The sequence below is a fragment of the Micromonospora sp. NPDC050795 genome, from assembly GCF_044456785.1.
GTDB lineage: Bacteria > Actinomycetota > Actinomycetes > Mycobacteriales > Micromonosporaceae > Micromonospora.
On the sequence record NZ_JBITGE010000013.1, the window covers coordinates 43,016 to 68,475 of the forward strand.

Sequence of the window (25,460 nt, forward strand, 5' to 3'; positions counted from 1 at the left end):
CGCCGAACGCCCGCTCAGATGGTGTGTGGGTCGATCACCCGGACCACGAACCGCCGTTCGCGCAGGGTCTGCACGGTCGGGTGCTCCACGCCAATCACCTCGGCCAGCCGGTCCGCCACGACGTCGACGTCCTCGGCGCTGCTGTCGCCGGCCCGCTTCGCCACCAGGGCGAGATCGCCGAGGCAGCGGAGCGTGTCGGGGTGCTCCGCGCCGATCACCGTGGCCAGCCGGCCGGCGGTCTCCCGCAGCCGGTCCCGTGCCAACTCCCAGTCACCCTCCTCGGCGAGGCACACCGCCTGGTTGATCTCCGCCGCGAGGGTGTGCGGGTGGTCGGGGCCGAGCACCTTGCGCAAGTCACCGACCGCCCGGGCCGCCGACGCGAGCGCGTCGGACCTGCGGCCGAGCGCGCGTTCCGCCGCCGAGATGTTGCTCACCGTCGCCAAGACGTGCGGGTGCTCCGGGCCGAGCCGGAGCACCTCCTCGAACGCTTGGCGCACCGCGGTCAACTCGGTCAACGCCCGGGCCGCATCACCGACAGCCAACAGGTTTGCCGCGCGGCTCGATCGGCACGCCACCGTGTCCGGGTTGTCCGACCCGAACCGTTCGTCGAACTCGCGGTACGCCGTCTCGAACATCGGCGCCGCCTCGCTCCCCCGGCCGCAGCTGCGGAGGGACACCGCCAGGTTGACCTGCGCCGCCAGAGTCTGGCCGTCATCCGGACCGAGCACCTCGCAGTAGGTGTCGTACACCGTACGCAGCAGGGTTGCCGATCTCTCGTACTCGCCTGCCTCCCGCAGGTCGCTGCCCAGCCGTACGGCAGAGACGAGGGTGTACGGATGAGTGGGGCCGAGCACCAACCGCCGCCGCTGGTGCACCTCGTCGTCCCATCGACGGGCGGACCGGTAGTCACCGACCAGCCGGTACGACACGGCGAGGTTGTTGGCCGCACTCAACGTCCGGGGGTGGTCCTCGCCGAACACCTGCAACCAGGAGGCGTAGGTGGAGCGGTCCCGTTCCAGGGCCTCGGCGTAGCGACCGAGCGCTCGCAGGTCACCACCGAGGCTGCCGGCGGTCATCAGACTGTGCGGGTGCAGGGGGCCCAGGAGTCGGCGTTGCTCGGCCAGCACCGCCTCGTCCAGGTCCCGGGCCTCGTTGAACCGGCCCAGGCTGCGCAGGATATTCGCCCGGTTGAACCGCAGGTGCAACAGTTGGCGGCCCAGCGCCGACGCCTCGACCTCGTCGTGCGTGTCCCCGAGCCTGGCACTCCAGGTGTCGTCCACCTCCTGGCTGAATCCGTCGGCCTGATCCAGACCACCGCGCTGCCACAGATAGCGGACGCGGTCGATCAGCAGCTGGCACACCGACTCATCGGGGCAGGTCAGCGCCTCGGAGACCTCCAGGTGCGGCCAGAGCATGCGTAATCGAGCCCAGGTGGTCGGGCCGTCCACGTCGCCACGGGGTCGGGACGCGGCCAGCACCAGGTGCACCTGGTGTCGAGCGGCGGTGATCTCGTCGTCGGTCATCCGGTCGCGGACCACCGCCTGCAACAGCCGGTGCACCTGGACCCGACCGCCCTGAACGTCCAGTTTCAGCAGTGCCAGGCGGTTGATCTGCTGGACCAGGGCGCCGCGCACGAGCCGCTCCGACACCGACGGGTCGAACGGCACAAGGGCCTCCGCCATCTCGTCGCTGTAGATGAGTTCGAGGGCGATCTCCGGGGCCAGCACCGAGCAGAGCTGCAACAGCCGGTACGCGGCCGGCGCCTGGTCGAGCAGCCGGTTCAGCGACAGATCCCAGGTCGCCTCCACGGAGAGCGCGCTGGGTCCGTGCCGCTCGATCTGCCGCAGGTAGTCGGCCACCGATATGCCGGTGTCGGCGAGCCATGCGCCCGCCGCAGCCACCGCGATCGGCAGGTCGCCGAGCGCCTCGGCCACCCGGTCGGCCTCGTCGGCGTTGATCGTGGGCACCCGCTGGGCGAGGTGCGCCACGCTCTCGGTGCGGTCGAAGACATCCACCTGGATCGGGTTCGCCCGGTCACCCCAGGCGCGGTTGCGGGAGGTCAGCAGGACGTGCCCGGGGCCCTGCGGCAGGAAGGGCTCGATCTGGTCGAGCTCTTCGGCGTTGTCGAACACGACGAGCCACCGCTCGTACGGCTCGCCACGGCCGAGTACCTGCAGCACCGACCGGACCGTGTCGGGCAGGGTCGACCCGACGGGGATGCCGAGACGAGCGGCGAGGTCGGCGAGGGAAGTGTCGACGAACTGCGGCGGGTCTGCCACGACCCACCAGACCACGTCGTACGCGGCCCTGAACCGGTGCACATATTCCAAAGCCACCTGCGTCTTGCCGACGCCGCCCATGCCCTGCAGAGCGACCGGCAGCACCACCGCGCTACCCCCGCTCTGCAACTGCGCGCGCAGCCGCGCAAGGTCGTCCTCCCGGCCGGTGAAGCGCGCGTTCCGGTTGGGAGCGTTGAAGACCAACGGCTCGGTGCCGGGGTAACGGGTGCTCCCACCCGCCGGCCCGTCCGCCGACGACGGCACCGGCCGGCCGACCAGCCGCAACACCCGCTCCACAGCGGTCGCGGCGCTCACGTTGACCAGGTTCGTAAAGCTCTGCGCCGGAAACTCCGCCAACGGGCGCAGGTCGGCGACGTACACGGCGAGGGCCGTGGAACCGGTGCTCGAGTCCCGGTCGGGCAGACCGCCGGACGGCCTCGCCACGTAGGCTGGCGAGACCACTGTCAGCGTGCGCGGGGCCGGGACGCCGGCGTCGGCCGCGGGCTCCACCACCCGCAGCCCGGCCGAGCTGAGCACCCGTTCCAGCCACTCGGCCCAGATGCTGTCCTCCGGTGCGTACCGGAGCACGATCTGGTCGTCGATCGCCTCGGTGCGGCGGCGGAAACGGGCCTTGCCCCGCTCCCGCACCGATTCGTCCATCACCGGCAGCGCGGTCACCGCGCCGTCGGTGAGGATCCCGGTCAACGTCTCGAACGCGGCCAACAACGACGTCGGCGAGCCCGGCGGGTCACCGAACGTCGCAAGTGTCTCCTCGTACGCGTAGAACGGTCGGTACGGCACCTCCACCGCAGCCCAGTAACGCCGCCGCTCCGCTTCGGTCATGCCAGCCGGCAACCCGGCGAACCGCCGCATGGCCAGCAGGCGACCCGCCTCGACCCGCTCCTTCTCCGCCTGGTCGACCCGCATCGGCACCGGCAGGACCCGGATGTCGCGCCGCCGGTACCGGTCCCGGACCGAGTGCGCCACCCGGGCCGCGCCGTCGATGCCCTGGTCGCTGAGGGTGAAGCAGTCGACAAGGGTGTCTGGCAGGTGCAGGGTGCAGATGTCGGCGATGTCGCTGAGCCCCGTCCGGCTGTCGATCAAGGTGAAGTCGTACTGGCGCTTCATGTCCGCCCGCAGCGCCTCGAAGAACTGCGCCCCACCCAGGCGGTTGTAGAAGTTGTCCCAGTCCAGCCCGCTCACCGAGACGGCGTAGTCGCTGTTCTGCCGGCCGGCGGAGAGAAAGTCGAGACCACCGCCGGCTGGGAAGTTCCAGCGCAGCGAGAACGCGTGCCGCCCGACCCGGGCGTACTGCTCCATCCAGCGGTCCGGTCGGTCGTCGACCCGGGTGGTCTCCCACTCGTAGTCACGGATCATGTCGATCACACCGCTGGTGCCCTGGATCGCCTCGGCGTCCAGGAACGGATGGAAGAAGCGGTGCAGACCGGGTGACTCGAGGTCCCAGTCGGCGACGAGCACCCGCCGGCCGCTGGCGGCCAGGATCCAGGCCACGTTGGCCAGCGCCATCGTCCGACCCGTTCCCCCCTTGAACGAGTAGAAGGTGACGATCTGGCCTTCGCGATCGCTGTTCATCGGTCTTTCCCGGAGGGACGCGGTGGGGCCGGATCATCAGGCGGGGACGCGGGGTCGGTCGACACGGTCGAGCCGGCGGTGGACAGGCCGTCACGCAAGCTCGGCACCGGCTCCGGCTGTGGTTCGAAGGGGACGACCGGGCCGTACTTGAGGAACTGCCGGCGCGCTTCGGTGACCAGCGCGGGCATCAGGTCGATGAACTCCGGCACGCTGCACGCGCGCTTCACCTGGGGCAGACCGGCGTCGTGCAGCAACTCGGTCACCTCGGTGGCCCAGCGGGTGGCGTCCTGGCTGTCGTCGTCGTCGGTGACCACCAACGGCACGACCCACTCCCGCAGGCCGTGCAGCATGCGGGCGAGCACCGCGGCCGCGGCCGGCGCCGCCGCGATCCACGGGTCGACAAGCAGCACGGCCGGCCGCCGGTCGAGCAGCGCGGAGGCCTGCGCGAAGTCCTCGGTACGGGCCGAGAGCCCGAGCCGCTCGGCGGTGCTGGCCGCGTACTCGGCGGCGGGTAGCTGCTGGCGGTGCCCGTACGGCCGCCAGAGCCGGGCGCTGGAGGCGTAGCCGGAGGGGTCGCGATCGTTCGGCAGTCGGTCCCGCGTCGGAGCCAGGACGGCCACGACGAAGTCCGGGTCGGTCGGTGCCGGGCGGACGACCTCGTCCAGGCCAGGCACCCTGGACGGGCCGATCGGTCGCCGCTCGGCAGTGTGCACTATCCGGCTCGCCAGGCGGCTCAGCAGCAGCTCGTACTGCGCTCGGTAGGGGGCCAGCATGCAGAACGCGCGCAGGCCGTCGGCAGCGTATTCCGGGACGTCCCGGCCCAGGTCCAGGGCGCCGTCCAACTCCGGATGGTCCTCCCACGGCGGGAACGGGATCCACAGCACCGGAGTGAGGTGGCCGGCGGTGACCCGGGCCGGCCCGGCGGCGGCCAGCCGGGCGCGGAAGGACTCCTGCTCCCCCAGCGCCCAGGGGCGACTGAAGTAGCCGGGTGAGTAGAGCGGGACGAAGACCTCGGCGTCACCGAGCGCATCGGCGAGGGCCGCCTTCCAGTCGGCACCCAACGGGATGTGCTGGTCGAAGAAGCCGATCCGCATGCCGGCGACAGGCCGAGCCTGACGCCGCACCTCGTCGGTGAGGTCGGCGAAGAACTGGCCGACCCAGACGTCGGCGCCGGCACGGGCGCCCGGCGGCGGCGCCGAGTGGGCGTAGCTCAGGAAGAAGTACGTCCCGCGCGCTCCCGGTCGGCGCCGGTCCGTCGGCGGGCTCACTCCTGCTCCCGGCCACACCAGGCACTGCCGAGCAGCGCGCTGGACACCAGCGGAACGAAGACCTGGCAGGTGCCGGCGGCTTGGAGCATCTCTGGGCTCCAGCGTTCCCCGTCAGCGGTGGAGGTGTCCAGGAAGCCGGCGTTCGCCCCGGTCACCGGGCCGACCTGTTCGCTGACGTGGACGGAGAGGCCTTCGAAGAAGCGGGAGACGTACTCGGCGGGTTCGCCGGTTGCGCGGCCGACCGGCGCTCGTGAACAGCTGATGAGTGGGGCGCGTGCGCTGGAGGGCGCATCCACTGTGCTCACCGCTGCCCCTCCGCCCTCCCCACGCGGCCGGAACATCAGCGTAGTCCCCGCGTCAACGTTGCGCTGCCAACCGGTTCGTGGCGAACCAGGCAGTCGCGAAGTCGACAGTGGCCCGCGCCGGCAGCAGGCGGGCGTCGGACCGCCCCACCCGGCCGTGCCGCACCAACGGTGTCTCGTCGAGCGCGGCACCGACCTGTGGGAAGTCACGGTCGTCCAGGTCGAGGGCCCGGAAGTCGAGGCGGACCCGCCGCCCGTCGACGAGCCGGAAGCAGCGGTAGTCGCGCTGGGGCGGCGGCGCCGGCAGCCGGTACTCGGCCAGGTGCAGTGCGGTGCACGCCTCGTAGCCGAGGCCGAGCAGCAGGATCTGCCCGTCCGCCGCGTAGAGGCCGCCGATCGGTGACCGCTCCCCCAGGTGGCAGGTGAGGTCATGGCCATCGGTGAGCTGCCGGGCCCTCGCGCCGAGCGCGACGAACGAGGTCTGCGGATGGTCGCTGCGGATGGCGCCGGGACTGCACCGGACGTACTCGGCGAGCGCACCCATCCGCTGGGAAGGGGTGGTCCGGCGGTCCCAGCCCGGTAGCGCCGCCTCGTACCGTTCGCGCTGCTCCGGGCCCATGCCCGCGACGGCCGCCAGGTGGGCCCGGGAGGTGGTCGAGTTGCCGTCGTTGTGGGTGGGCACCAGCAGCGTGCCGGCCGGGCCGAGGACGTCGCGCAGCGCGCCGGCGAGGGTCGCCGGGCCGTGCTCCAGCGGACCCACCCGACGGAGGCCGCAGTGCACCAACAGGCACGCCCCCGGGCGTAGGCCCAGCGCCCGCAGGTCATCGGCGATGCGGAGATGGTCCGGTGTGGACGGAAGACGCTCAGCCGGCTCCGGCACGGGTTTCCTCCAGGGCGTGGCGCAGCCGGCCCACGAACCGCTCACCCGCCGCGGTGAGCGACCGGCTGGCCAGCAGCGCGTCCGCACCGTCCCGGGTCCACGCCAGGAAGTGGGCAGCGTGCGCCGACGCGTCGCCGCCGCCGGTGACCGCCCGGGCTTGCCAGACCTGGGTGATGGCGAGGTGGGCGTAGACGCCCTGCAGGACGCCCTCCGGTGGCCTCGGGTCGGGGCGCCAGGGCACCCGGATCCGGGTGCCCTCACCGGGTCCCACAAGGTCGCAGAGGTCGAGGGCCGCACCCAGCTTCGCGTGCTGCCACTCGTGCACGAGCAGCACCGCCATCGTCTCCGGGTCGGGATGGGGGGTGACGGCGACCGCGCCGAACGCGTGCCGGGCGGTCGCGCTTCGCAGGGGTCGCGCCGGGTCGGGCGCCAACGGGACGACGGCACGCAGGCCGCCGTCGAGCGCCGCCGCGTGCGCCGGCACGTCCCGGTGCACGACCCGCCAGGCCTGCGCCAGGGTACGGCCCAACGCCCGCGCGGCCGGCAACTCCAGGCGCGGTTGCACCGGCTGGCCGTAGCAGTCGCGGTACGGGTCGCCATCCTCGATGAGCAGCCGGCCACCGGGCACCGACACGTCGCGCGTCGGTTGCCAGCCGGGCGACGGTGGTGCCGTCGGATCGAGCAGCACCACCTGCTCGACCGACCCACTGCGGACCCGGAACTCGCCGGGCCGCGCGGTCACCTCGGCGCTCCCACTGAGGCCGGGCAGCACCAGGCTGCCAAGCGTGGGCACCGTGATCGTGTCGGCCCACACCGGGACCCGCACCGCAGCAGCGACGCCTGCCCGCAGGGCCGCTGCGAGGGCGAAGGCCGGCAGGGGGTCGCCCGGCGCGCTGGGTCCGGTCAGGGCCGACGTGTCGAGGCGATGCACCAGCGCGGGCCGGGCGAAGGGGTGCGCCAGGACTGCCCGGACCGCCTCCGGCGCCGCCTGGTCGAGGTGAACGAGCAACTCCCAGGCGGCGATGGCGCCGGACCGGCCGCGGCAGGCCGCCAGCAGCGCCCGGGTGAGAGAGAGCTGGGTGGCGGCGAGCAGCCGGAGCGTCTCCGCCGACCCGTACCCGGTGGCCAGGTCGTCGAGCACCTCGTCAACGGGCGAGGTGGTGGACTCTGCGCCCGACAGCGATGAGCTGGCCTGCCTCTGCCGCGGCACGGGTGCGGTGGGCGGCGGGTGGGCGCCCACGGTGTCGACCAGTCGGAGCAGGTCGGCGCAGTACACCGAGGGGTTGTCGAAGCCGGAGCCGGTGCGCCAGCGGTGGGCGTACAGGCCGCCGCCGCACCTGTCGACCACCGGGCAGGCCCGGCAGGTCGCGCAGAGCCCGGCCACGCCGTCCTGCCGAACCGCGACCCCGGGGTGCCGCGCGACCTCGTCCACCGAGTGGTCGAACACGTCGAATCCGGTGCCGGCCGCGCCGTGGTAGGCGGTCTTCAGCGAGTCGACCTGCTCCCAGGTCCCGTCCGCCTCGACGACCAGCACGTCGGCCGGGGCCACGCCGAACGCCTCGGTGCCGCCACCACCCGGGAGCAGCGCCTCGAACATCCGGATCGGCACCGGACGCCCGTCGTCCACCCACCGCCGGTGAATCCGCCCCAGCCAGTCCGCGTACGGGGTCGGCTCGGGGCCAGGGCGCTGCGGCGGATGGTCCCAGGTGGCGTGGGGCAGCAACAGGTCGACGCGGGGCGGGCTCTCGGCCAGCAGCGCCTCGTACACCCGGTCGGGATCGTTGCGGACGTCGATCGTGCAGAGGATGCCGGCGTAGCTGGCGCGGTGTTCCGGTCGACGGAGCAGGGCCAGCGCCCGGCGGACGTGCTCGTGGCTGCTGCCGCCGTGGGCGAAGAACCGGTGGCGGTCGTTGGCGGCCCGGTCGCCGTCGAAGGACACACCGACCCGCACGTCGTACTCGACGAACAGCCGGCACAGCTCCTCGTCGAGCAGCACGCCGTTGGTCTGCATGCGCAGGTCGAGTCGCGTCCAGGGGGTGATCGCCGCGCGCAGCTCGGCCAGCACCTCCCGCAACCCCGCGGCCCCCAGCAGCAACGGCTCACCGCCGTGCAGCACCACATGCACGACCGGCAACTCGTGCTCGCGGGCATGCTCGGCGATCCGCTGCGCGACGGCCCGAACCGTGGCCAGCGTCATCCGCACCGGTCGACCGCGCCAGGTCTGGTCGGCGTGCTGGTAGACGTAGCAGTGGTCGCAGCTCAGATCGCACCGACTGTGCACCTTCAGCACGAACTGGCTGATCCGCCGGCAGGGGCCGCCCACTCCGAGTGGGTCGCACCGGCAGACCATCGGTCAGATGGACGAGTTGAAGGCGGCGACGGCCACGGTGCCGGACGGCACGGAGTCGTTGGCGACGACCCGCCTGCGCACCGCCTCGACCAGATCGGCGTGCTCGACGGCGATCCGGTCCAGTGGGGTGTGCAGGCTACGGGTGAGATCGTCTAGGTCGGGACGGGACGGGCGGGTGGGTGCATGGTCCACAATGAGTCTCCGGGGGCCCGGGGCGCTGGAAGCGCGAGCGGCGGATGTGGCTCGAACGGCTCTGGTCCGTGATCAGGATAGACAAATATCGACCAAGTGTCACCGTCGGTACCATCGCCTGTACGGCGAGTGGCAGCCCCTCGATGGACGAAGGAGGAACTCACATGTGCCGGAGCATCAAGACGCTGCGTGAGCCGTTCACCCCGCAGGTGACCGACGCGGACGTCGAGGCGGCAGCGTTGCAGTACGTCCGGAAGATCTCTGGCTTCCGGGCGCCCGCCGCGCACAACGCCGCCGCGTTCGACGCCGCGGTGGCCGCCGTGGCCGAGGCGACGCGGGTCCTGCTCGACCAACTGGTGGTGCGGGGCACCACCGACCGGTCGGCCACCGCCGCCAACTGATCGCCGCTGACCGGTTCGGCACCCGGCCGGGCCTGACCCTGAGAAGGGTCAGGCCGCGGCGAGCACCGGTGCGACAGTGTCGGGCGCCCAGCGCGAGCGGTGACACTGCGACCAGCCCCGACAACCCGGGTCACCCAGCGAGCAGAGCCGCAGCCTGCTGAGCACCTCACCGTCCTCGGTGTCCCGCACGTCGAAGTGCACCGGACGGACCGTGCCGTCCGGAGCGACGAGCAGGTGCCGGCCCGCGTCGAGCGTGTCGTCGCGCAACAGGCAGTTGCGGCCCAGCAATCGGGCCAGTGCGGCGATGCTCGCGTGCTCGGAGAGCTGCTCGGGCACTCCGTAGCAGTCCACCACCGTCGCGAATTCGCCCGGCGCCTGCCAGACGTCACACACCACCGCGTACGCCGGCAGCCGCGCCGGGTCGGCCACCGCCAGCGGCATCACCACCCGACCAAGCGCCTCTGCCAGCGCCGGGTAGACCTCCACGGGTTGAGCCCCGTCGATTCTCCAGTTCCACAGCTCGGTCATTCCGCCTCCTCGCTGCGTTCGTCCCCACCGGCCTCCGGATCGGGCCTTACACACGATGGTGGGGGGCATTTGACCCCAGCCGGGGGCAAGTTACCGGTCTGTGACCATTAAGGGCAAAATTTCCCTGAGCGGCATTGCTCGGAGTAGCGGGAAGGTGACATTTTATCGGGTATCGTGCGGTATTCGCACCACCACGACCGCGTGTCCCGCAGCGGGTCGACCGCCCTCGGTTCAGCGCAGGACGATCAGGTGTTCCCCGCGGGGCAGCAACTCGCCCACCACCACAGCGCCGGGCACCTCGCCGGCGACCAGCAGGCCACCTGAGGTCTGCGCGTCGGCCAGCAGCAGCCGCTCCGCCTCGTCCGCCGCGCCGAAGTCGGTCCACTGGGTCACCCACTCCAGGTTGCGCCGGCTGCCGCCGCTGACGAACCCGTCGCGCAGCGCCTCCCGCGCGCCGGCCAGATAGGGCACCCGGGCGGTGTCGATGGCCACCGTGACCTGGCTGGCCCGGGCCAGCTTCGAGGCGTGCCCGAGCAGCCCGAACCCGGTCACGTCGGTGCCGCACCGGATCCCGGCGGCGACCGCCGCGCGGGCGGCCTCCCGATTGAGCGCGCTCATCGTGGCCACCGCCTCCGGGAAGCTCTCCCCGGTCGCCTTGTGCCGGGTGTTCAGCACACCCACACCGAGCGGCTTGGTCAGCGACAACGGCACTCCGGCCCGACCGGCGTCGAGAGTGATCAGCTCCTCGGGGCGGACCGTGCCGGTGACCGCGAGACCGTACTTCGGGCCGTCGTCGTCCACGCTGTGCCCGCCGGCCAGGTGACAGCCGGCCTCCCGCGCCACGTCCTGGCCGCCGCGCAGCACCTCGCGGGCCAACTCCAGCGGCAGCACGTCGCGCGGCCAGCAGAGCAGGTTGAGCGCCACCAACGGGGTGCCGCCCATCGCGTACACGTCGGAGAGCGCGTTGGCCGCGGCGATCCGGCCCCAGTCGTACGCGTCGTCGACCACCGGGGTGAAGAAGTCGGCGGTGCTGACGAGGCCGGTCCGCTCATCCAGGCGCACCACCGCCGCGTCGTCGCCGTGGTCCAACCCGACCAGCAACTCGGCGGTGCCGGTCGCCGGGCCGAGACCGGCCACCATGATCTCCAGCTCGCCCGGCGGGATCTTGCAGGCGCAGCCACCGCCGCGGGCGTACTTGGTCAACCGTACGGGTTCGGTCATCCACCCATGATCGCGACAAGGTGCCACGATCGCCACCGCCACCACCCATCCGGTGACCGAAATCGGACGCCTGAGAACGATCGTGACCGGTGTTACCGCTCCGTGACCCGCTGGGTTGCGTTCTGCCACATCAGGCCGCCTACAGTGGCCGCACCGGGGGTCAACCGACCCCGATCCGGGAGACGACAGGGGACGGTGGACGACGTGACGACGGGCGAACCGCTCATCGTGCTGGACGCGGTCAACAAGTGGTTCGGGCCGCTGCACGTGCTGGACGACGTCTCACTGTCGGTGGGTCGGGGCGAGGTGGTCGTGGTGATCGGCCCGTCCGGCTCCGGCAAGTCGACGCTGTGCCGCACGATCAACCGACTGGAACCGATCAACTCGGGCACCATCACCTTCGATGGTCAGCCGCTGCCGGCCGAGGGCAAGCCCCTCGCGAAGCTGCGCAGCGAGGTGGGCATGGTCTTCCAGTCCTTCAACCTCTTCGCGCACAAGACCATCCTGGAGAACGTCACCCTCGGCCCGATCAAGGTCCGCAAGGAGAAGCCGACCGCCGCTCGCGAGCGCGGCCTGGCCCTGCTCGACCGGGTCGGCATCGCCAACCAGGCGGACAAGTTCCCGGCCCAGCTCTCCGGCGGCCAGCAGCAGCGGGCGGCCATCGCCCGGGCGCTGGCCATGCAGCCCAAGGCGATGCTCTTCGACGAGCCGACCAGCGCCCTGGACCCGGAGATGGTCGGGGAGGTCCTCGACGTGATGACCTCGCTGGCCAGCGACGGCATGACGATGGTCGTGGTGACCCACGAGATGGGCTTCGCCCGGCACGCGGCGAACCGGGTCATCTTCATGGCTGACGGGCAACTGGTCGAGGACGCCCCACCGGCGGAGTTCTTCGCGAACCCGCGCAGCGAGCGGGCCCGAGACTTCCTCTCCAAGATCCTCACGCACTGAGCGTCCGTAGTGGAGCGCGCCGTACTCGGTGGGCTCCGTTGAAGAAGGAGAAGAGTATGCGTATCAAGCGCGTTGCGGCAGTCGCCGCGGTCGCCGCTCTGGCGCTCGGCCTCACCGCCTGCGGTGGCGACGACGGCGGGGAGGGCACCGGCGCTGGCAGCAAGTCCTTCACCGCCGGCACCACCATGGAGAAGCTGAACAAGGCCCAGAAGATCAAGGTCGGCACCAAGTTCGACCAGCCCGGCTTCGGCCTGAAGGGCCTGTCGGGCAAGCCGGAGGGCTTCGACGTCGAGATCGCGAAGATCATCGTCAAGGAGCTGGGCATCCCCGAGGACAAGATCGAGTGGGTCGAGGCCCCCTCGAAGGTCCGCGAGGACGTGATCGTCAACGGCACTGTCGACCTGGTCGCGGCGACCTACACGATCAACGACAAGCGCAAGGAGCGGATCGCCTTCGCGGGCCCGTACTACGAGGCCGGCCAGAACATCCTGGTCAAGAAGGACGACACCACCATCACCGGTCCGGACTCGTTCAAGGACGGCACCAAGAAGGTCTGCTCCGTCACCGGCTCGACCCCGGCCGAGACGATCAAGCAGTACGTCAAGGACGTCGGCACCCAGCTGGTGCTCTTCGACACCTACGACAAGTGCCGGGACGCCCTCAAGGGTGGCCAGGTCAACGCCGTCACCACGGACAACGTGATCCTGCTCGGCTACATCGCCAAGGACGAGGCGTCGTTCAAGCTGGCCGGCAGCAACTTCACCAAGGAGCCGTACGGCATCGGGGTGAAGAAGGAGGACGCGGACTTCCGCAGCTTCATCAACGACACGCTGGACAAGGCGGTCAGCGACGGCAGCTGGAAGAAGGCCTGGGACAACACCGCCGGCAAGTTCGGCGCGGAACTGGGCTCGGCACCGACCGTCAACCGCTACTGATCTGATCCTTCGATCTGGAGGGTGGGGAGGAACACCGACCCGTGAACGTGCTCATCGACAAGTTCGACGTCTTTGCGGGTGGTTTCTGGCTCACCCTCCAGATCTGCATCCTCGCCGCGATCGGTGCCCTGGTCCTGGGGTCCATCGTCGCGGTGCTGCGCATCTCACCGGTGCCGCCGCTGCGCGCGCTCGGCACCGCCTACGTGAACGTCTTCCGCAACATGCCGCTGACCGTGGTGATGTTCTTCGCCGCGTTCGGCCTGCCGGCGCTCGGCTCCAACGCGGACTTCCTCCGCATCCCGGTGCTCGACTCGCTGTTCACCCGGCTCGGCACCGACCTGCCGTACTTCCGGTTCGCACTGATCGCCCTGGTGCTCTACACCGCGGCGTTCGTCTGCGAGGCGCTGCGGTCCGGGGTCAACGCGGTGCCCGCCGGTCAGGCGGAGGCGGCGCGGTCACTGGGTCTGACCTTCGGGCAGAACCTGCGCCACGTGGTGCTGCCGCAGTCCTGGCAGGCCTCGATCGTTCCGCTCGGCTCGGTGATCATCGCGATGATCAAGAATTCGGCGCTGGCCGGCTTCTTCGGTGTGGTCGGTGACCTGTCGGCCACGGCCGACCAACTCACCGGCGCCGAGGGCTACGCCTTCATCCCGGTCGCCATCGGCATCTCGATCGGCTACCTGATCATGACCGTGCCGCTCGGCGCCCTGCTGGACCGGATCGAGAAGCGACAGGCGGTGGCCCGATGAGTCAGCAGACAAGCGTCCTCTACGACGTTCCCGGGCCGCGGCAGCGGCGGATCACCCTGATCAGCAGCATCGTCGCCGGCGTGGTTCTGCTCGTCGGGGCCTACTTCCTGATCTACCAGCCCCTGGACGAGAAGGGCCAGCTCTCGATGGAGTTGTGGGGGCCGCTGGTCGACCCCTCCAACGAGAACTTCTCCCAGGTGTGGGATCGGATCGCCCTCGGCTTCAAGAACACGCTGATCGCGGCGGCGCTGGCCATCGTCTCCTCACTGGTGATCGGCACACTGCTCGCCATCCTGCGGATCCAGCTCAAGAGCCTGACCCGGCTCCGGTTCACCGGCATGGCAACGCCGGTGGCCTACCTGCTGCGTGGGTTGAGCACGCTGCTGTCGGCAATCACCCGGGTCTGCGTCGAGGTGTTCCGCGGCCTGCCCGTTGTGATCACCATCTTCTTCGTGGCCCGCGGCTTCCCCGAGTTCGGGCTCTACTTTGACAACCTCTGGTACCTGGTCATCGGCCTCACCATCTACAACTCGGTGGTGATCGGCGAGATCCTCCGCTCCGGCATGGAGGGGCTGCCGGGCGGTCAGGCGGAGGCCGCCGCCGCCATCGGGCTCTCCCCGGCCCAGACCACTTGGATGATCCTGCTGCCGCAGTCCTTCCGGATCATGCTGCCGGCGCTGATCAGCCAGCTTGTCGTGGTGCTCAAGGACACCTCGCTGGGATTCATCATCAGCTACGAGGAGACCCTGAACATCGGCAAGCAGCTCATCGGCGTGCTGAGCAACCCGATCCAGGTCTACGTCGTGATCGCCGTGCTCTTCATCGTGGTGAACTACTCGCTGTCGAAGCTCGCCCAGTACGTCCAGGGGCGGCTCGCCCGGGGCCGCAAGACGGCCGGCACCCCGGCACAGAACCCGCCACCGGCGGCCCTGATGTCCCAGGCCGAGGGCGCGGGCGGAGGCGGCGGGGGCGTCTGAGCCACGTCACACCGACCAGAAGGCGCGAAGGCCGCCCCGAGCAGTTCGGGGCGGCCTTCGAGTATCTGCCAGTGCTTGTTCGGCGAGCGCTGCCGGCCCGACTCAGCGGGCGATCTCGGTGACCCGGGACTCGCGGACCACCGTGACCCGGATCTGACCCGGGTAGGTCAGCTCCTCCTCGATCTGCTTGGCCACGTCGCGGGCCAGCACCGCCGCCCCGATGTCGTCCACGTCGTCCGGCTTGACCATCACCCGGATCTCGCGGCCAGCCTGCATGGCGAAGACCCTGTCCACGCCGAGCTTGCCGGCCGCGATCTCCTCGATCCGCTCCAGCCGCTTGACGTACGCCTCCAGGCTTTCCCGGCGCGCGCCCGGGCGACCACCCGAGCAGGCGTCGGAAGCCTGGGTGAGCACGGCCTCGATGGTCTGCGGGGGCACCTCGTTGTGGTGGGCCTCAATGGCGTGCACCACGTCCTCGTGCTCGCCGTACTTGCGGGCCAGGTCCGCGCCGATGATGGCGTGGCTGCCCTCCACCTCGTGGGTGAGCGCCTTGCCGATGTCGTGCAGGAACGCCGACCGTTTGATGATCGGCACGTCCAACCGCAGCTCGGCGGCCATGATGCCGGCGATGTGGGCGGTCTCGACCAGGTGCTTGAGCACGTTCTGCCCGTACGAGGTGCGGTAGCGCAACCGACCGAGCAGCGTCACCAGCTCCGGGTGGATCTCGGTGATGCCGACTTCGACAAGGGCGTCCTCGGCGGCACGGAGGCAGAGCTGCTCCACCTCCTGCCGGGCCAGGTCGTAGACCTCCTCGATCCGGTGCGGGTGGATGCGCCCGTCCAGGACCAGCTTCTCCAGGGTCACCCGACCCACCTCGCGACGAACCGGGTCGAAGCAGGAGAGCAGCACCGCCTCGGGGGTGTCATCGATGATCAGGTTGACGCCGGTCACCGACTCGAAGGCGCGGATGTTGCGCCCTTCCCGGCCGATGATCCGCCCCTTCATCTCGTCACCGGGGAGGTGCAGGACGCTGACCACGCTCTCCGCGGTCTGCTCGCTGGCGACCCGCTGGATCGCGTCCACCACGATGTGCCTGGCGCGCTGCTCGGCCGTGTTGCGCGCGTCGGATTCGATGTCCCGCACGAGCAGCGCCGCTTCCCGCTTGGCAGACGTCTCGATGGCGTCGACCAGCTCCAGACGCGCGGAGTCGGCGGTGAGCCCGGCGACCCGCTCCAGCTCCCGGCGGCGCAGCTCCTCCGACTCGGCCAGCTCGGTCTCGCGCTGGGCGAGCGCGGCCTCCCGGGCGGCGAGGGCGGCCTTCGCGGCGGTGAGCTGCCGCTCCCGCTCGGCGAACCGCTCCACCTCCTCGGTGTGCATCCGCTCCCGCTCGTCCATCCGAGCTGCCCGACGTTCCACCTCGGCGGCCTGTTCCCGGGTGGTGGCGGCGAGTACGGCGACCTCCCGCTCGCCGCTGCGCCGGGCCGCCGTCCGCAACTGTTCGGCGTCCGCCTCAGCCTGCTTGTGTGCGCGCTCCAGAACGGTGTCCGCCTCGGCCCGGGCGTCGTCGAGGACCCGCCGTGCCTCGGCGCGGGCCGCCTTCGCCTCGGCCTTCCCAGCCGCCGCCTCGGTACGGGCCGCAGCGGCCGCTGACTTCGCCACGTCGATCGTGCTGTTCGCCTCGTCGGCCGCGGTCCGTAGGGCAGCGAGGGACTGCTCCTGGCGGTCCTTCTCGGCGATGAAGGCGGGATCCTCCGGAGCCGGCGCGGCGCCCATCCGGCGCAGTGTCCGGATGCCGACCAGCACGGCCCCGATCACCACCACCGCGAGGACGAGGACGGCCGCGAGGAGCACGACGTCGAACGCGTTCATGCCGGGACCCCGTCGGGTCTACCGCTGAACCTGTGCCGCCGCCCCGCCATGGCCGCCTCCCCTAACGTCGAGACCGCAGCGACCGTGCCGGGGGCACACTCCTGCGGCTGTGGACGCCCGACCGGAGCGGCTGGCCGTGGGTAGCTTTCTCCGCCGGCGGTGCCCATGGGGCAGCGTCGGCGGCCGGGTGCAGTTGTCGCAGCGTTCCGGACCGGCCTGTCCGGAACTGCCGCCAAAGGCCGCGGAGTCGGCCAAAGTGATGCTGTTCTGTTACGCGATCTATGTTGTGCGCTTAGCCTGCGCTGGTCGGGCAATGTGAGCCTGTATGGCGAGGCTAGGTCTCCGGGGGTGTTCTGGTCAAGGACTCATGATCAAACCCCCCGAACGGAGAGAAGTTGAACCGTCACCGCGCGCTGATATCTCGGCGGACAGGAGGGGACAAACTCCGCGAGGTGTGCTGAGGCCTTGACGTGTCGGGCCTGCTCAGCGCCGTCCAGCCGGCTGTCAGGCGTGGCCGACGACAAGCGAGGTGTGACGGAACCGTCTCACCAGACGTCAGCCGGCTCCGACCGCGGGCAGCCGGATCCGGCGAGATCCAGGCGCCGGTGCTCACCCCGACCGGCAGCCCCGGCCGAGCGGCACGGATCGCGGTCAGCGCGTCGGCGACCACCGCCGGCCGCAGCGACTCGGCACCGGCCTCGTCCCGGGGATGGACATGGACGGCCGCCACACCGAGCGCCGCGCAACGGACCGCGTCGGCGGCCAACTCCGCCGCCGTCAGCGGCACGGCCGGATGGGCCTCCCGGCCGTGCCCGCCGTTCAGACATGCCTTCACCATCGGGCCCGCACCTCCATCGGGAGTCGCAGCGGACCGCTCACTCGACCAGACGGTTGTCGCGCTCCAGCTCACCCTCGGCGTCGGCGAGCGCGTCGGCGTCGATCTGCTCGGCGAACTCGGCCGCCTCGGCGCTCTGCGCGGCGAGCGCGTCCTTCACCGCCCGGATGGCCACACCGGGCGGGTAACCCTTGCGGGCCAGCATGCCCACCAGCCGGCGGAAGACCGCGTCCGGCTCGCCTCGGGCGGTGCGCAGCTTGCGCTCCACTAGAGCACGGGCGGTGTCCGCCTCGGTCTCCTCGTCCAGCTCACCTAGCGCCTCGGTGGCCACCTCGCCGTCCACGCCCTTGCGGCGCAGCTCGTTGGCGAGTGCCCGGCGAGCGAGGCCGCGCCCGGTGTGCCGGCTGGACACCCAGGCCCGGGCGAACGCGGCGTCGTCGATGATGCCGACCTCGTCGTACCGGTCGAGCACCTCGGCCGAGACCTCCTCGGAGATGCCCCGCTTCGCCAACGCCCCGGCCAGTTCGGCCCGGGTGCTGGGCCGGACGGCAAGCTGGCGCAGACAGATCTCGCGGGCCACCTCGGACTCGTCGCGGGGCGTGGGCGTCGGCTCATCCGCCGACGACTCGGCCCGGCGGCCTCGGCGAGGGCGGGGCGCATCGGTGGCGTCGCCCGTACGAGGCGGACTGGCATCCCAGCCCCGCCCCGTACGAGCGCGTCGTCCTGCCATGGGTCAGCGACCGGTCAGAAGTCGACTGGCGGCAGCTCCGGGCCACCGGCGGCGTCACCCGCGCCGACCCCGACGCCGAGCTTCTCCAGGATCTTCTTCTCGATCTCGGCGGCCACGTCCGGGTTCTCCTTCAGGAACTCCCGGGCCTTCTCCTTGCCTTGGCCGAGCTGGTCGCCGTCGTACGTGTACCACGCTCCGGACTTGCGGATGATCGCCTGCTCCACGCCGACGTCGATCAGCGAGCCCTCACGCGAGATGCCCTTGCCGTACATGATGTCGAACTCGGCCTGCTTGAACGGCGCGGCGACCTTGTTCTTCACGACCTTGACCCGGGTGCGGTTACCGACCACGTCGGTGCCGTCCTTGAGGCTCTCGATGCGTCGCACGTCGAGCCGGACCGAGGCGTAGAACTTCAGCGCCCGACCACCGGTGGTGGTCTCCGGGCTGCCGAACATGACACCGATCTTTTCCCGCAGCTGGTTGATGAAGATCGCCGTGGTGCCGGTGTTGCTGAGCACACCGGTGATCTTCCGGAGCGCCTGGCTCATCAGCCGGGCCTGGAGGCCCACGTGGCTGTCGCCCATCTCGCCCTCGATCTCGGCGCGTGGCACCAGGGCCGCCACCGAGTCGATCACGATGATGTCCAGAGCGCCGGAGCGGATCAGCATGTCCGCGATCTCCAGCGCCTGCTCGCCGGTGTCCGGCTGGGAGACCAGCATCGCGTCGGTGTCGACGCCGAGGGCCTTCGCGTACTCCGGGTCGAGCGCGTGCTCGGCGTCGATGAAGGCGGCGATGCCGCCGTTGCGCTGGGCGTTGGCCACCGCGTGCAGTGCCACAGTGGTCTTACCGCTGGACTCGGGGCCGTAGATCTCGACCACCCGGCCACGGGGCAGACCGCCAATGCCGAGGGCCACGTCGAGCGCGATGGAGCCGGTCGGAATGATCGCGGTCTGGATGACCGGCCGATCACCCAACCGCATCACCGAGCCCTTGCCAAACTGCTTGTCAATCTGAGCGAGAGCAAGGTCGAGTGCCTTCTCCCGGTCAGGCCCTGCTGCCATGGTTGCCACCCCTGCCTTCGCCGGCGTCTTTGCTGAGCTTCGCGTCACGCGGACACGCTAGGCGCTAGGTCCGACAGAAAACCAGCCGACGGGCCGCGAGCTGTGGACGAGCACCCCGCTGTGGACAATAGCCGAACAGGTGTACGACTCGGCAAGCGACACGCGGGACCGACAAAAAGGCTGCTCAGCGTAGTCGCGCGGGCACCCGGTCGGGGTACGCGGCACAAACCGCCCGCCACACCACGTGCGTCTGCTCCCCCGATGCGAGGGCCTGCTCGATGGTCCGCCCGCCGAGCTGGGACAGCACCTGATCGCGGGCGATGCTGGCCGCGTAGCCGGGCCCGAACGCCTCGTCCAGCCGCGTCCAGAAGTCGGTCAGCCGCACAGTTAACAGCCCTCCTCGTCCGGTGCCCCGGTCGGCACCGGGCGCAACGCTAGCGCCACCAGGGGCGCCGCCGCGACCGCCGCGAGCAGGGTGAGCACGGGATAACCGGCGAACTGCATGACAAACCCGCTGACCACGGCGGCCACGGCCCCGGCCAACCCCATGATCAGGTCGGACAGCCCCTGCACGCTCGGCCGCACGGCGGCCGCCACCGACTCGGACAGCAGGGTCGAGCCGGCCACCATCGTCCCCGACCAGCCCAACCCGAGCAGAACCAGGCCGACCGAGAGCCGAGGCGTGTGGTGCCCGGCGGTGCCGGCGACCGCGCAGGCGGCCAGCAGCAACCCGACCCCACCGAGGATCACCGCCCGTCGACCGAGCCGGTCGGTGAGCCAACCCACCACCGGGGAGAACGCGTACATGCCGGCGATGTGCAGGCTCAGCACGATGCCGACCAGCCGCAACACGTCGGCGTCGGCGTGCGACTCACCGAGCCGGACCGGAGTCATCGCCATCACCGCCACCATCACCAGGTGACCCACCGCCACGGCGGCGATGCCGAGTCGGGCGGCGGGCTGTCCGCGTACCACCGACCAGGCCGCACGCATCCCGGCGCCGCGCGGCACGCGCACCTTGACCGGCGCGGCGGCCGGCGTCGCGCCGCCACCCGCCGCCGGCGCCTCGGCCGCCACAGCGGTCGCCGTCGCGTCGGCGGCCGGCGGCAGATCGGCGGCCGGTGCGTCGGCCGCCGCGAGCCGCCGCGCCGTGAGCAGCGGGTCGGGCCGGAGCAACCCGAGGAGTACGACGGCAGCCAGCACGAACGCGGCCGCGCTGAACGCGAACGGGCCGGCCAACGGGGGCAACCCCCACCCGGTGGTGACGCGGTCGGCCAGCGCGGCGAAGTTCGGCGCGGCCACCGCACCGATGGTGGTGGCCCAGACGATCAGGGAGAGCTGCCGCCCCCGGCGGACCGGCTCGGCGAGGTCCACGGCCGTGTAGCGGGCCTGGAGGTTCGCCGCGGTGCCCCCACCGAAGAGCAGCATGCCGAGGAAGAGCAGCGGCACCCAGCGGGTGGCCGCGGCCAGCACCACCAGCAGGCCACCGACGGCGCCGATCGCGTACGCGAGCACCAGGCCCGGCCGGCGGCCGTGCCGCGCCATGATCCGGGTGACCGGGACGGCGAGCAGCGCGGCACCGACCACCCCGGCGCTCTGCGCGACACCGGCCACCGCGGTCCCGGCGACCCGTGCCGCGAGCAGCGCGCCCACGGCGATGCCGATGGTCACGCCGATTCCGCCGATGATCTGGGTGGTGAAGAGCAGCCGCAGGGTACGCCGCTGGATCGACGCGACGTCGGGTCGGGCGACGGTACGCGGCGCGGTCAGGTCGGTCGCCATCGGCGCTCCTGTCGGAAGGGATGACTCATCCTCGCGCACCCGCGCCGACCAGCGGCAGTGGGTTTTGCCGACAGCCGAACCGACCACCTGCTCCGGTCCCGTCCGAACAGGCCCGTCTGGCCGGAACGGGGTCGCTCCCGGCACGGCCCACGCCTATGGTGCCCGGATGAGCGATGCCGGGGTGCGGTTGGTCGAACGGTTCAACGCGGCCTGGCACCGGGGCGACCTGGCCACGGTGTCGGCCTGCCTCGCCGGGGACGTAACCTACAGCCCGAGCGCCTGGAACGGGCCGGCGGTGACCCTGCGCGGTCGGGACGCGGTGTGCAGCGCCTTCGCCGACCAGCTCGGCCCCGGGCCGGCCCTCGGAGCGGTCCGATCGGCCGGCGACCGGGTCTGGTGCGAGTGGAGCTGGCCGCCGGCGGAGGACGGGACCGTGCTCCGCGGAGTGGATCTCTATCTGGTGCACGAGGGCCTGATCGCCGCCAAGGACGTGTTCAGCAAGATCACGGCGGGCGACTGAGCCGCCCTACCCCCGCGACGCTGGTGTTTCCGGTGGTTCGGGCGCGGCCAGCAGGGATGCCAGCCGACGGATCCGGGTCAGGGTGCGTGCGGCGACGGCCACACTGACGGCGGCGACCACACCGAAGATCACCGCGAACCCCTCGTTGTCGGCGGCGAGCAGAGCGAGCAGGACCAGCCCGAGGCAGATGCCCAGGATGGCCAGCAGCGCCGCCCAGGTGGCTCGCCGCTGCTCGGCCAGATAGCGGGGCAGTATGGCCCGCGTGGCCTCGTCCGCGGGCACGGTGCTGGTGTGCACTGCCTGGCGCAGCGCGTACCCCTCCGGATCGCGCCGGGCGGCCTGCTCGCCCGCGCTCCACCGACTGAAGTACACGGCGGGGCCGATCCAGACGGCGTTCAGTGCACCGTTCAGCACCGCCTCGGCCAGCGACTCCTGCCGGTCGAAGAGCCAGCGCACCGGCATCCCGACGAGCACCGTCATCGGCACCCAGTAGACGGCCATGAGCTGCAACCCGGGCGCCCGCTCGAAGAACCGCTTCCATCTCCCGCGGCGCCCGGTGGCCACACCCACCCGACGCTCCCCGTTGTCAACGTCCATCGACACTGGTTACCCAGCCACTCGATCCGCGAAGCACCGTCGATCTTGGACAGTCTCCGTCATCCGCTGACGGAAACTGTCCAAGATCTGGACAGCTCAGGGTCAGCCCGCCATCACCCGCTGGTGCAGTGCGGAGACCACCGAACGCGCCGCGACGAACGCGCCGTGCTGCCGGGCGTCCAGCGCGCCCTGGTCGGTGGCCTTGGCGAGCAGTTCCGAGACGTAGCCGTACACGTCGGCCTTGGCGGTGCGGTACCGGACCGGCTCGGTCATCCCGGCGGACTCGTTGTAGATCCAGGCGTCGGCGTTCTGGTTCGTGAAGACCTCGATGGGTACGCCGAGTTCCCGGCAGTAGTCCATCGTGACCATCCACTGTGCGATACGGCCCGGCCCGGCGTTGAAGTAGACCCCGTCGAAGAAGCCGGCCCGCTGGGTGCGTCCGTCGAGGTCGGTCTCGACGTCGCCGCCCCGAACGGTCAGGTTCCGCCCACCGACGCGGTGCCGCGCCTCCAGGACGGTGCAGTGATAGCCGGCCTTGCCCAACTCGTACGCCGTGGTGAGCCCGGCGATGCCGCCGCCGAGCACGACCACGCTGGCGCCCGACCGCCCGCTGAGAGTGAAGTCGGAGGGTTCCGGCGGCCGGAATGCCGGGGTGACCGAGCCGCCGCGCTGGGGGCCAGCCCCATGGTGCCCATCGTGGCGAGCATCGCTCCGGCACCACCGCTGATTCCGACCGTACGCAGGAACCCACGCCGGCTGACCATCGACTGCGTCTGATCGCTCATAACGGCCTCCCCTACAAGATCGACTCGCATGAGTCTGCAGAGGATCTGTTACGCGGTTCACGCATCGCCGTTTCCGGCGGGTATCGCCTCGGCGCGCCGCCCGGGCGGCAATTTCCGCCGGCTCGGGCCGGGGCGGCTGCGGTCGCCGGCGTTAGCCGTGGTGGGCCGTCCCTGGGCCGTGGTGAGCCCCGGTCGCCAGCTCGGGCCGCGGTGAGCCCTGGTCGTCGGCTAGGCAGGCAGGGCGCGGGTGACGACGGTGAGGTCGGCGACCAGCCCCTCGTACGCCTTGTCCTGGTCGTCGGCCCGCAGGACGGCGGACGGGTGGATGGTGGCCAACAGCCGAGCCTGCGGCGCGTCGGCGCGCTGTCCGGCGTTGTCCACCGGCACCTGCTCGAAGTCCGCGGGATGCTGGGCCGACTCCGGCCAGGGCAGCAGTTCGCCCCGCTGCCGGGTGACCCGGAAGGACGGGCCGAGCAGCGCCTTGGCGGCGGTCGCGCCGAGCACCACCACGACCTCCGGACGCAGCCGGGCGAACTCGGCGACCAACCAGGGGCGGCAGGCGGTGATGTGCGCCTGGTCCGGGGTCTGGTGGATCCGCCGCTTGCCGCGCAGCTCAAAACGGAAGTGCTTCACGGCATTTGTGAGGTAGAGGTGGCCCGGGTCCAGCCCGGCGTCGTCGACTGCGCGGCGCAGCAGGCGGCCGGCCGGGCCGACGAAGGGCAGCCCCTTCTGGTCCTCCATGTCGCCGGGCTGCTCGCCGACGAGCACCACGCGGGCGCTCTCGTCGCCCCGGCCGAAGACCGTCTGCGAGGCGTCCCGGTACAGCTCGCAGCCCCGACAGCCGCCCGCGGCGGTGCGCAGGTCGTCGATGGTGTCGGCGTCGGGCGGGATGAACCGCTGGGCGCCCGGAGCACTCCCGGTCTGCTCGGCCATGCCGACTGTTATATACCCGTTCGATGCTCACCGCCGGATACGCCCCGGCGTCCCGGGCGCACGCGTCAGTACCCGTTTCCGCCGCCGTCGCCGCCGGACGCGATCGCGATCAGCACGATGACGATGATGATGATCGCCACCGCAATGGCGATCCAGATCCCCTTACGAGCCCCACCAGAAGCCATGTCCCCCACCTCCGGGCGCCCGCATACCCGTCCTCGCCGTCCCGAATCCCCGCGATCTTGCACTTTCTGCGCAGACAAACCTCCACAGGCCCGACATTTCACCAACTGAAACTGCAAGATCGCGGGGGCGGGGGCGGGGGCGGGGGCGGGGGGCGCGGGGCGCGGGGCGCGGGGGTCAGGTGGGGAAGCCCTGGGTGGGGGGTGGGTTTTCGGCGTGGGCCAGGGCGGCGGCCAGCGGGGCCAGGTCGGCGGTGTCCAGGGAGCTGACGGTGATGCGCAGGGCCGGCGGGGCGGCGATCCGGTAGAGCGCGCCGGGGGCCACCGCCCAGCCGGCGTCGCGGAGCGCTGTCACAGTGCTGGTCTCGTCCGCGACCGGCAGCCAGACGTTGATGCCGCTGCGACCGTGTGCGGTCAGGCCACGTTCGGCCAGCGCGGCGAGCAGCCCCTCGCGGCGCTGCTCGTAGCTCTGCGCCGCCCGCTGCACCAACTCGGTGACCGCCGGGTCCCGCCAGAGGGCGAGCACCAGGCGTTGCAGCACGGTGGAGACCCAGCCGGCACCGACCCGGGTACGGCCGCTCACCCGGGCCACTGTCGTCTCGTCGCCGACCAGCACCGCCAGCCGCAGGTCCGGGCCGAAGGGCTTGCTCACCGAGCGGAGGAAGGCCCAACTCGCTGTCGCACCGGCGAGCGGGTGCAGGGGTACGAGGGCCAGTTCGGCCGCGTGGTCGTCCTCGATCAACAGCAGGTCCCGTTGGTCGGCGAGGAGCGTCCGCAGCGCCTCGGCGCGGGCCGCGGAGACGGCGGCACCGGTCGGATTCTGTGCCCGGCTGGTGACGATCAGCGCCCGCGCTCCGGCGGCGAGCGCCGCGGCCACCCCGGCGACCAGCGGCCCTTCGTCGTCCATTGGCACGCCGATCGGGCGCAGGCCCAGCGCGGCGACGAGGTCGAGCAGGTTGGCCCAGCCCGGGTCCTCGACCGCCACCGCGTCGCCGGGGCGCAGGTGGGCGCCGAGCAACCGCTCGATGCCGTCCAGCGCACCGCCGGTGAGGGTCAACTCCCCGGCCGGTACGCCGTCGGCGCGCAGCCGGGCGCGGGCCGTCTCGGCCAGTTCGGGCAGGACTCCGGCATCGGAGTAGCCGACCGACGGGCCGTTCTCGCTGGCGAGCGCCGCCAGGTGCGGGCCCAGCGGGGGCAGCAGGCGGGGGTCGGGTTCACCGCGGGACAGGTCCCGGGCGCCGGGCAACGGTGGGGGACGCAGTGCGGAGCGACGGGCGGCCACCGGCGGGCGGGGGCGCACCCGGGTGCCGTGCCGACCAGCGGTGGCGAGCAGGCCGCGCTGGCGTAGTTCCTGGTAGGCGCGGGCGACGGTGGCGGGGCTGACCCCCAACTCGGTGGCGAGCGCCCGCACGGGTGGCAGGGCGGCTCCCGGCGACAGGGCGCCGGTACGGATGCCCGACTCGACGCTGGCCGAAATCTCGGCGGCTGTCGTACCGATGAGCTGATACTGTGCTGACACAAATAAGAGATTGTACTAGAA

At 71.5% G+C, this 25,460-nt stretch carries 24 protein-coding genes; 6 read left to right on the forward strand and 18 right to left on the reverse strand.

Going from position 1 to position 25,460, the window contains the following annotated elements:
• Positions 1-14 precede the first annotated feature (14 nt).
• Genes fxsT through ACIBEF_RS13970 form a run of 6 tightly spaced genes read right to left on the reverse strand, consistent with a single transcriptional unit; the run spans position 15 to position 8,864 of the window.
• Positions 15-3,872: an FxSxx-COOH system tetratricopeptide repeat protein gene (fxsT, locus tag ACIBEF_RS13945; RefSeq protein WP_396793730.1), complete on the reverse strand. Its 3,858-nt coding sequence runs from the start codon at positions 3,870-3,872 to the stop codon at positions 15-17.
• Positions 3,869-5,140, reverse strand: a complete 1,272-nt coding sequence (locus tag ACIBEF_RS13950) for a TIR-like protein FxsC (RefSeq protein ID WP_396793731.1) — start codon at positions 5,138-5,140, stop codon at positions 3,869-3,871. The genes fxsT and ACIBEF_RS13950 overlap by 4 nt, the downstream gene beginning before the upstream one ends.
• A complete protein-coding gene (locus ACIBEF_RS13955) occupies positions 5,137-5,445 on the reverse strand; it encodes a hypothetical protein (RefSeq protein WP_396793732.1) in 309 nt (102 codons plus the stop codon). Before ACIBEF_RS13955 ends, ACIBEF_RS13950 begins: the two co-directional genes overlap by 4 nt.
• Before the next feature lie 52 nt (positions 5,446-5,497).
• Positions 5,498-6,322: an aminoglycoside N(3)-acetyltransferase gene (locus ACIBEF_RS13960; protein ID WP_396793733.1), complete on the reverse strand. Its 825-nt coding sequence runs from the start codon at positions 6,320-6,322 to the stop codon at positions 5,498-5,500.
• On the reverse strand, positions 6,306-8,645 hold the full coding sequence (locus ACIBEF_RS13965) for an FxsB family cyclophane-forming radical SAM/SPASM peptide maturase (RefSeq protein WP_396793734.1): 2,340 nt from the start codon (positions 8,643-8,645) through the stop codon (positions 6,306-6,308). The genes ACIBEF_RS13960 and ACIBEF_RS13965 overlap by 17 nt, the downstream gene beginning before the upstream one ends.
• Positions 8,646-8,675: 30 nt before the next feature.
• Positions 8,676-8,864 carry a hypothetical protein gene (locus ACIBEF_RS13970; protein ID WP_396793735.1) on the reverse strand — a complete coding sequence of 63 codons (189 nt, stop codon included), beginning with the start codon at positions 8,862-8,864 and terminating at the stop codon, positions 8,676-8,678.
• A 164-nt stretch (positions 8,865-9,028) separates the two neighbouring features.
• On the opposite strand from ACIBEF_RS13970, the gene ACIBEF_RS13975 reads away from it, so the two are divergent.
• The gene (locus tag ACIBEF_RS13975; RefSeq protein ID WP_396793736.1) at positions 9,029-9,265 is read left to right on the forward strand and encodes a DUF2277 family protein; all 237 of its coding nucleotides are present in this window, start codon (positions 9,029-9,031) and stop codon (positions 9,263-9,265) included.
• Positions 9,266-9,313: 48 nt separating this feature from the next.
• On the opposite strand, the gene ACIBEF_RS13980 is transcribed toward ACIBEF_RS13975, so the two are convergent.
• Both ACIBEF_RS13980 and selD read right to left on the reverse strand, forming a co-directional pair.
• Positions 9,314-9,793 carry a hypothetical protein gene (locus ACIBEF_RS13980; protein WP_355009925.1) on the reverse strand — a complete coding sequence of 160 codons (480 nt, stop codon included), beginning with the start codon at positions 9,791-9,793 and terminating at the stop codon, positions 9,314-9,316.
• 231 nt (positions 9,794-10,024) lie between these two features.
• Complete coding sequence (gene selD, locus ACIBEF_RS13985; protein ID WP_396793737.1) at positions 10,025-11,014, reverse strand: selenide, water dikinase SelD; 990 nt, start codon at positions 11,012-11,014, stop codon at positions 10,025-10,027.
• Between the two features lie 195 nt (positions 11,015-11,209).
• On the opposite strand from selD, the gene ACIBEF_RS13990 reads away from it, so the two are divergent.
• The 4 genes from ACIBEF_RS13990 to ACIBEF_RS14005 are packed head-to-tail and all read left to right on the forward strand — an operon-like array spanning position 11,210 to position 14,626.
• The gene (locus tag ACIBEF_RS13990; protein WP_088946762.1) at positions 11,210-11,965 is read left to right on the forward strand and encodes an amino acid ABC transporter ATP-binding protein; all 756 of its coding nucleotides are present in this window, start codon (positions 11,210-11,212) and stop codon (positions 11,963-11,965) included.
• Between the two features lie 56 nt (positions 11,966-12,021).
• Positions 12,022-12,900 carry a glutamate ABC transporter substrate-binding protein gene (locus ACIBEF_RS13995; RefSeq protein ID WP_396793738.1) on the forward strand — a complete coding sequence of 293 codons (879 nt, stop codon included), beginning with the start codon at positions 12,022-12,024 and terminating at the stop codon, positions 12,898-12,900.
• 41 nt (positions 12,901-12,941) lie between these two features.
• On the forward strand, positions 12,942-13,649 hold the full coding sequence (locus ACIBEF_RS14000; RefSeq protein ID WP_396714876.1) for an amino acid ABC transporter permease: 708 nt from the start codon (positions 12,942-12,944) through the stop codon (positions 13,647-13,649).
• Positions 13,646-14,626 carry an amino acid ABC transporter permease gene (locus ACIBEF_RS14005; protein ID WP_396793739.1) on the forward strand — a complete coding sequence of 327 codons (981 nt, stop codon included), beginning with the start codon at positions 13,646-13,648 and terminating at the stop codon, positions 14,624-14,626. Before ACIBEF_RS14000 ends, ACIBEF_RS14005 begins: the two co-directional genes overlap by 4 nt.
• Before the next feature lie 102 nt (positions 14,627-14,728).
• Here ACIBEF_RS14005 and rny read toward each other — a convergent pair whose 3' ends face one another.
• The 6 genes from rny to ACIBEF_RS14035 all read right to left on the reverse strand — a co-directional run bounded on the left by rny (position 14,729) and on the right by ACIBEF_RS14035 (position 20,903).
• Positions 14,729-16,495, reverse strand: coding sequence for a ribonuclease Y (gene rny, locus ACIBEF_RS14010; protein WP_396793740.1), 1,767 nt, complete (start codon positions 16,493-16,495; stop codon positions 14,729-14,731).
• 403 nt (positions 16,496-16,898) lie between these two features.
• Positions 16,899-17,333 carry a 3-keto-5-aminohexanoate cleavage protein gene (locus ACIBEF_RS14015; RefSeq protein ID WP_396793741.1) on the reverse strand — a complete coding sequence of 145 codons (435 nt, stop codon included), beginning with the start codon at positions 17,331-17,333 and terminating at the stop codon, positions 16,899-16,901.
• 37 nt (positions 17,334-17,370) lie between these two features.
• Positions 17,371-18,060: a regulatory protein RecX gene (locus ACIBEF_RS14020; protein WP_396793742.1), complete on the reverse strand. Its 690-nt coding sequence runs from the start codon at positions 18,058-18,060 to the stop codon at positions 17,371-17,373.
• Between the two features lie 14 nt (positions 18,061-18,074).
• The gene (recA, locus tag ACIBEF_RS14025) at positions 18,075-19,121 is read right to left on the reverse strand and encodes a recombinase RecA (protein WP_124778261.1); all 1,047 of its coding nucleotides are present in this window, start codon (positions 19,119-19,121) and stop codon (positions 18,075-18,077) included.
• A 184-nt stretch (positions 19,122-19,305) separates the two neighbouring features.
• A complete protein-coding gene (locus ACIBEF_RS14030) occupies positions 19,306-19,506 on the reverse strand; it encodes a DUF3046 domain-containing protein (RefSeq protein ID WP_030489422.1) in 201 nt (66 codons plus the stop codon).
• Positions 19,507-19,508: 2 nt separating this feature from the next.
• The gene (locus ACIBEF_RS14035) at positions 19,509-20,903 is read right to left on the reverse strand and encodes an MFS transporter (RefSeq protein ID WP_396793743.1); all 1,395 of its coding nucleotides are present in this window, start codon (positions 20,901-20,903) and stop codon (positions 19,509-19,511) included.
• Between the two features lie 166 nt (positions 20,904-21,069).
• On the opposite strand from ACIBEF_RS14035, the gene ACIBEF_RS14040 reads away from it, so the two are divergent.
• Complete coding sequence (locus ACIBEF_RS14040) at positions 21,070-21,423, forward strand: nuclear transport factor 2 family protein (protein ID WP_396793744.1); 354 nt, start codon at positions 21,070-21,072, stop codon at positions 21,421-21,423.
• Between the two features lie 6 nt (positions 21,424-21,429).
• Here the strand turns inward: ACIBEF_RS14040 and ACIBEF_RS14045 are convergent, their stop codons facing one another.
• From ACIBEF_RS14045 to ACIBEF_RS14060, 4 genes are all read right to left on the reverse strand, one after another.
• Positions 21,430-22,020, reverse strand: a complete 591-nt coding sequence (locus ACIBEF_RS14045; protein WP_396793745.1) for a hypothetical protein — start codon at positions 22,018-22,020, stop codon at positions 21,430-21,432.
• A gap of 102 nt (positions 22,021-22,122) precedes the next feature.
• The gene (locus ACIBEF_RS14050) at positions 22,123-22,611 is read right to left on the reverse strand and encodes a flavin monoamine oxidase family protein (RefSeq protein WP_396793746.1); all 489 of its coding nucleotides are present in this window, start codon (positions 22,609-22,611) and stop codon (positions 22,123-22,125) included.
• A gap of 422 nt (positions 22,612-23,033) precedes the next feature.
• Complete coding sequence (locus tag ACIBEF_RS14055; RefSeq protein WP_396793747.1) at positions 23,034-23,738, reverse strand: UdgX family uracil-DNA binding protein; 705 nt, start codon at positions 23,736-23,738, stop codon at positions 23,034-23,036.
• Positions 23,739-24,098: 360 nt separating this feature from the next.
• Positions 24,099-25,439 (reverse strand): aminotransferase class I/II-fold pyridoxal phosphate-dependent enzyme, encoded by a 1,341-nt coding sequence (locus tag ACIBEF_RS14060; protein ID WP_396793748.1) that lies wholly within the window; start codon positions 25,437-25,439, stop codon positions 24,099-24,101.
• Positions 25,440-25,460 lie beyond the last annotated feature (21 nt).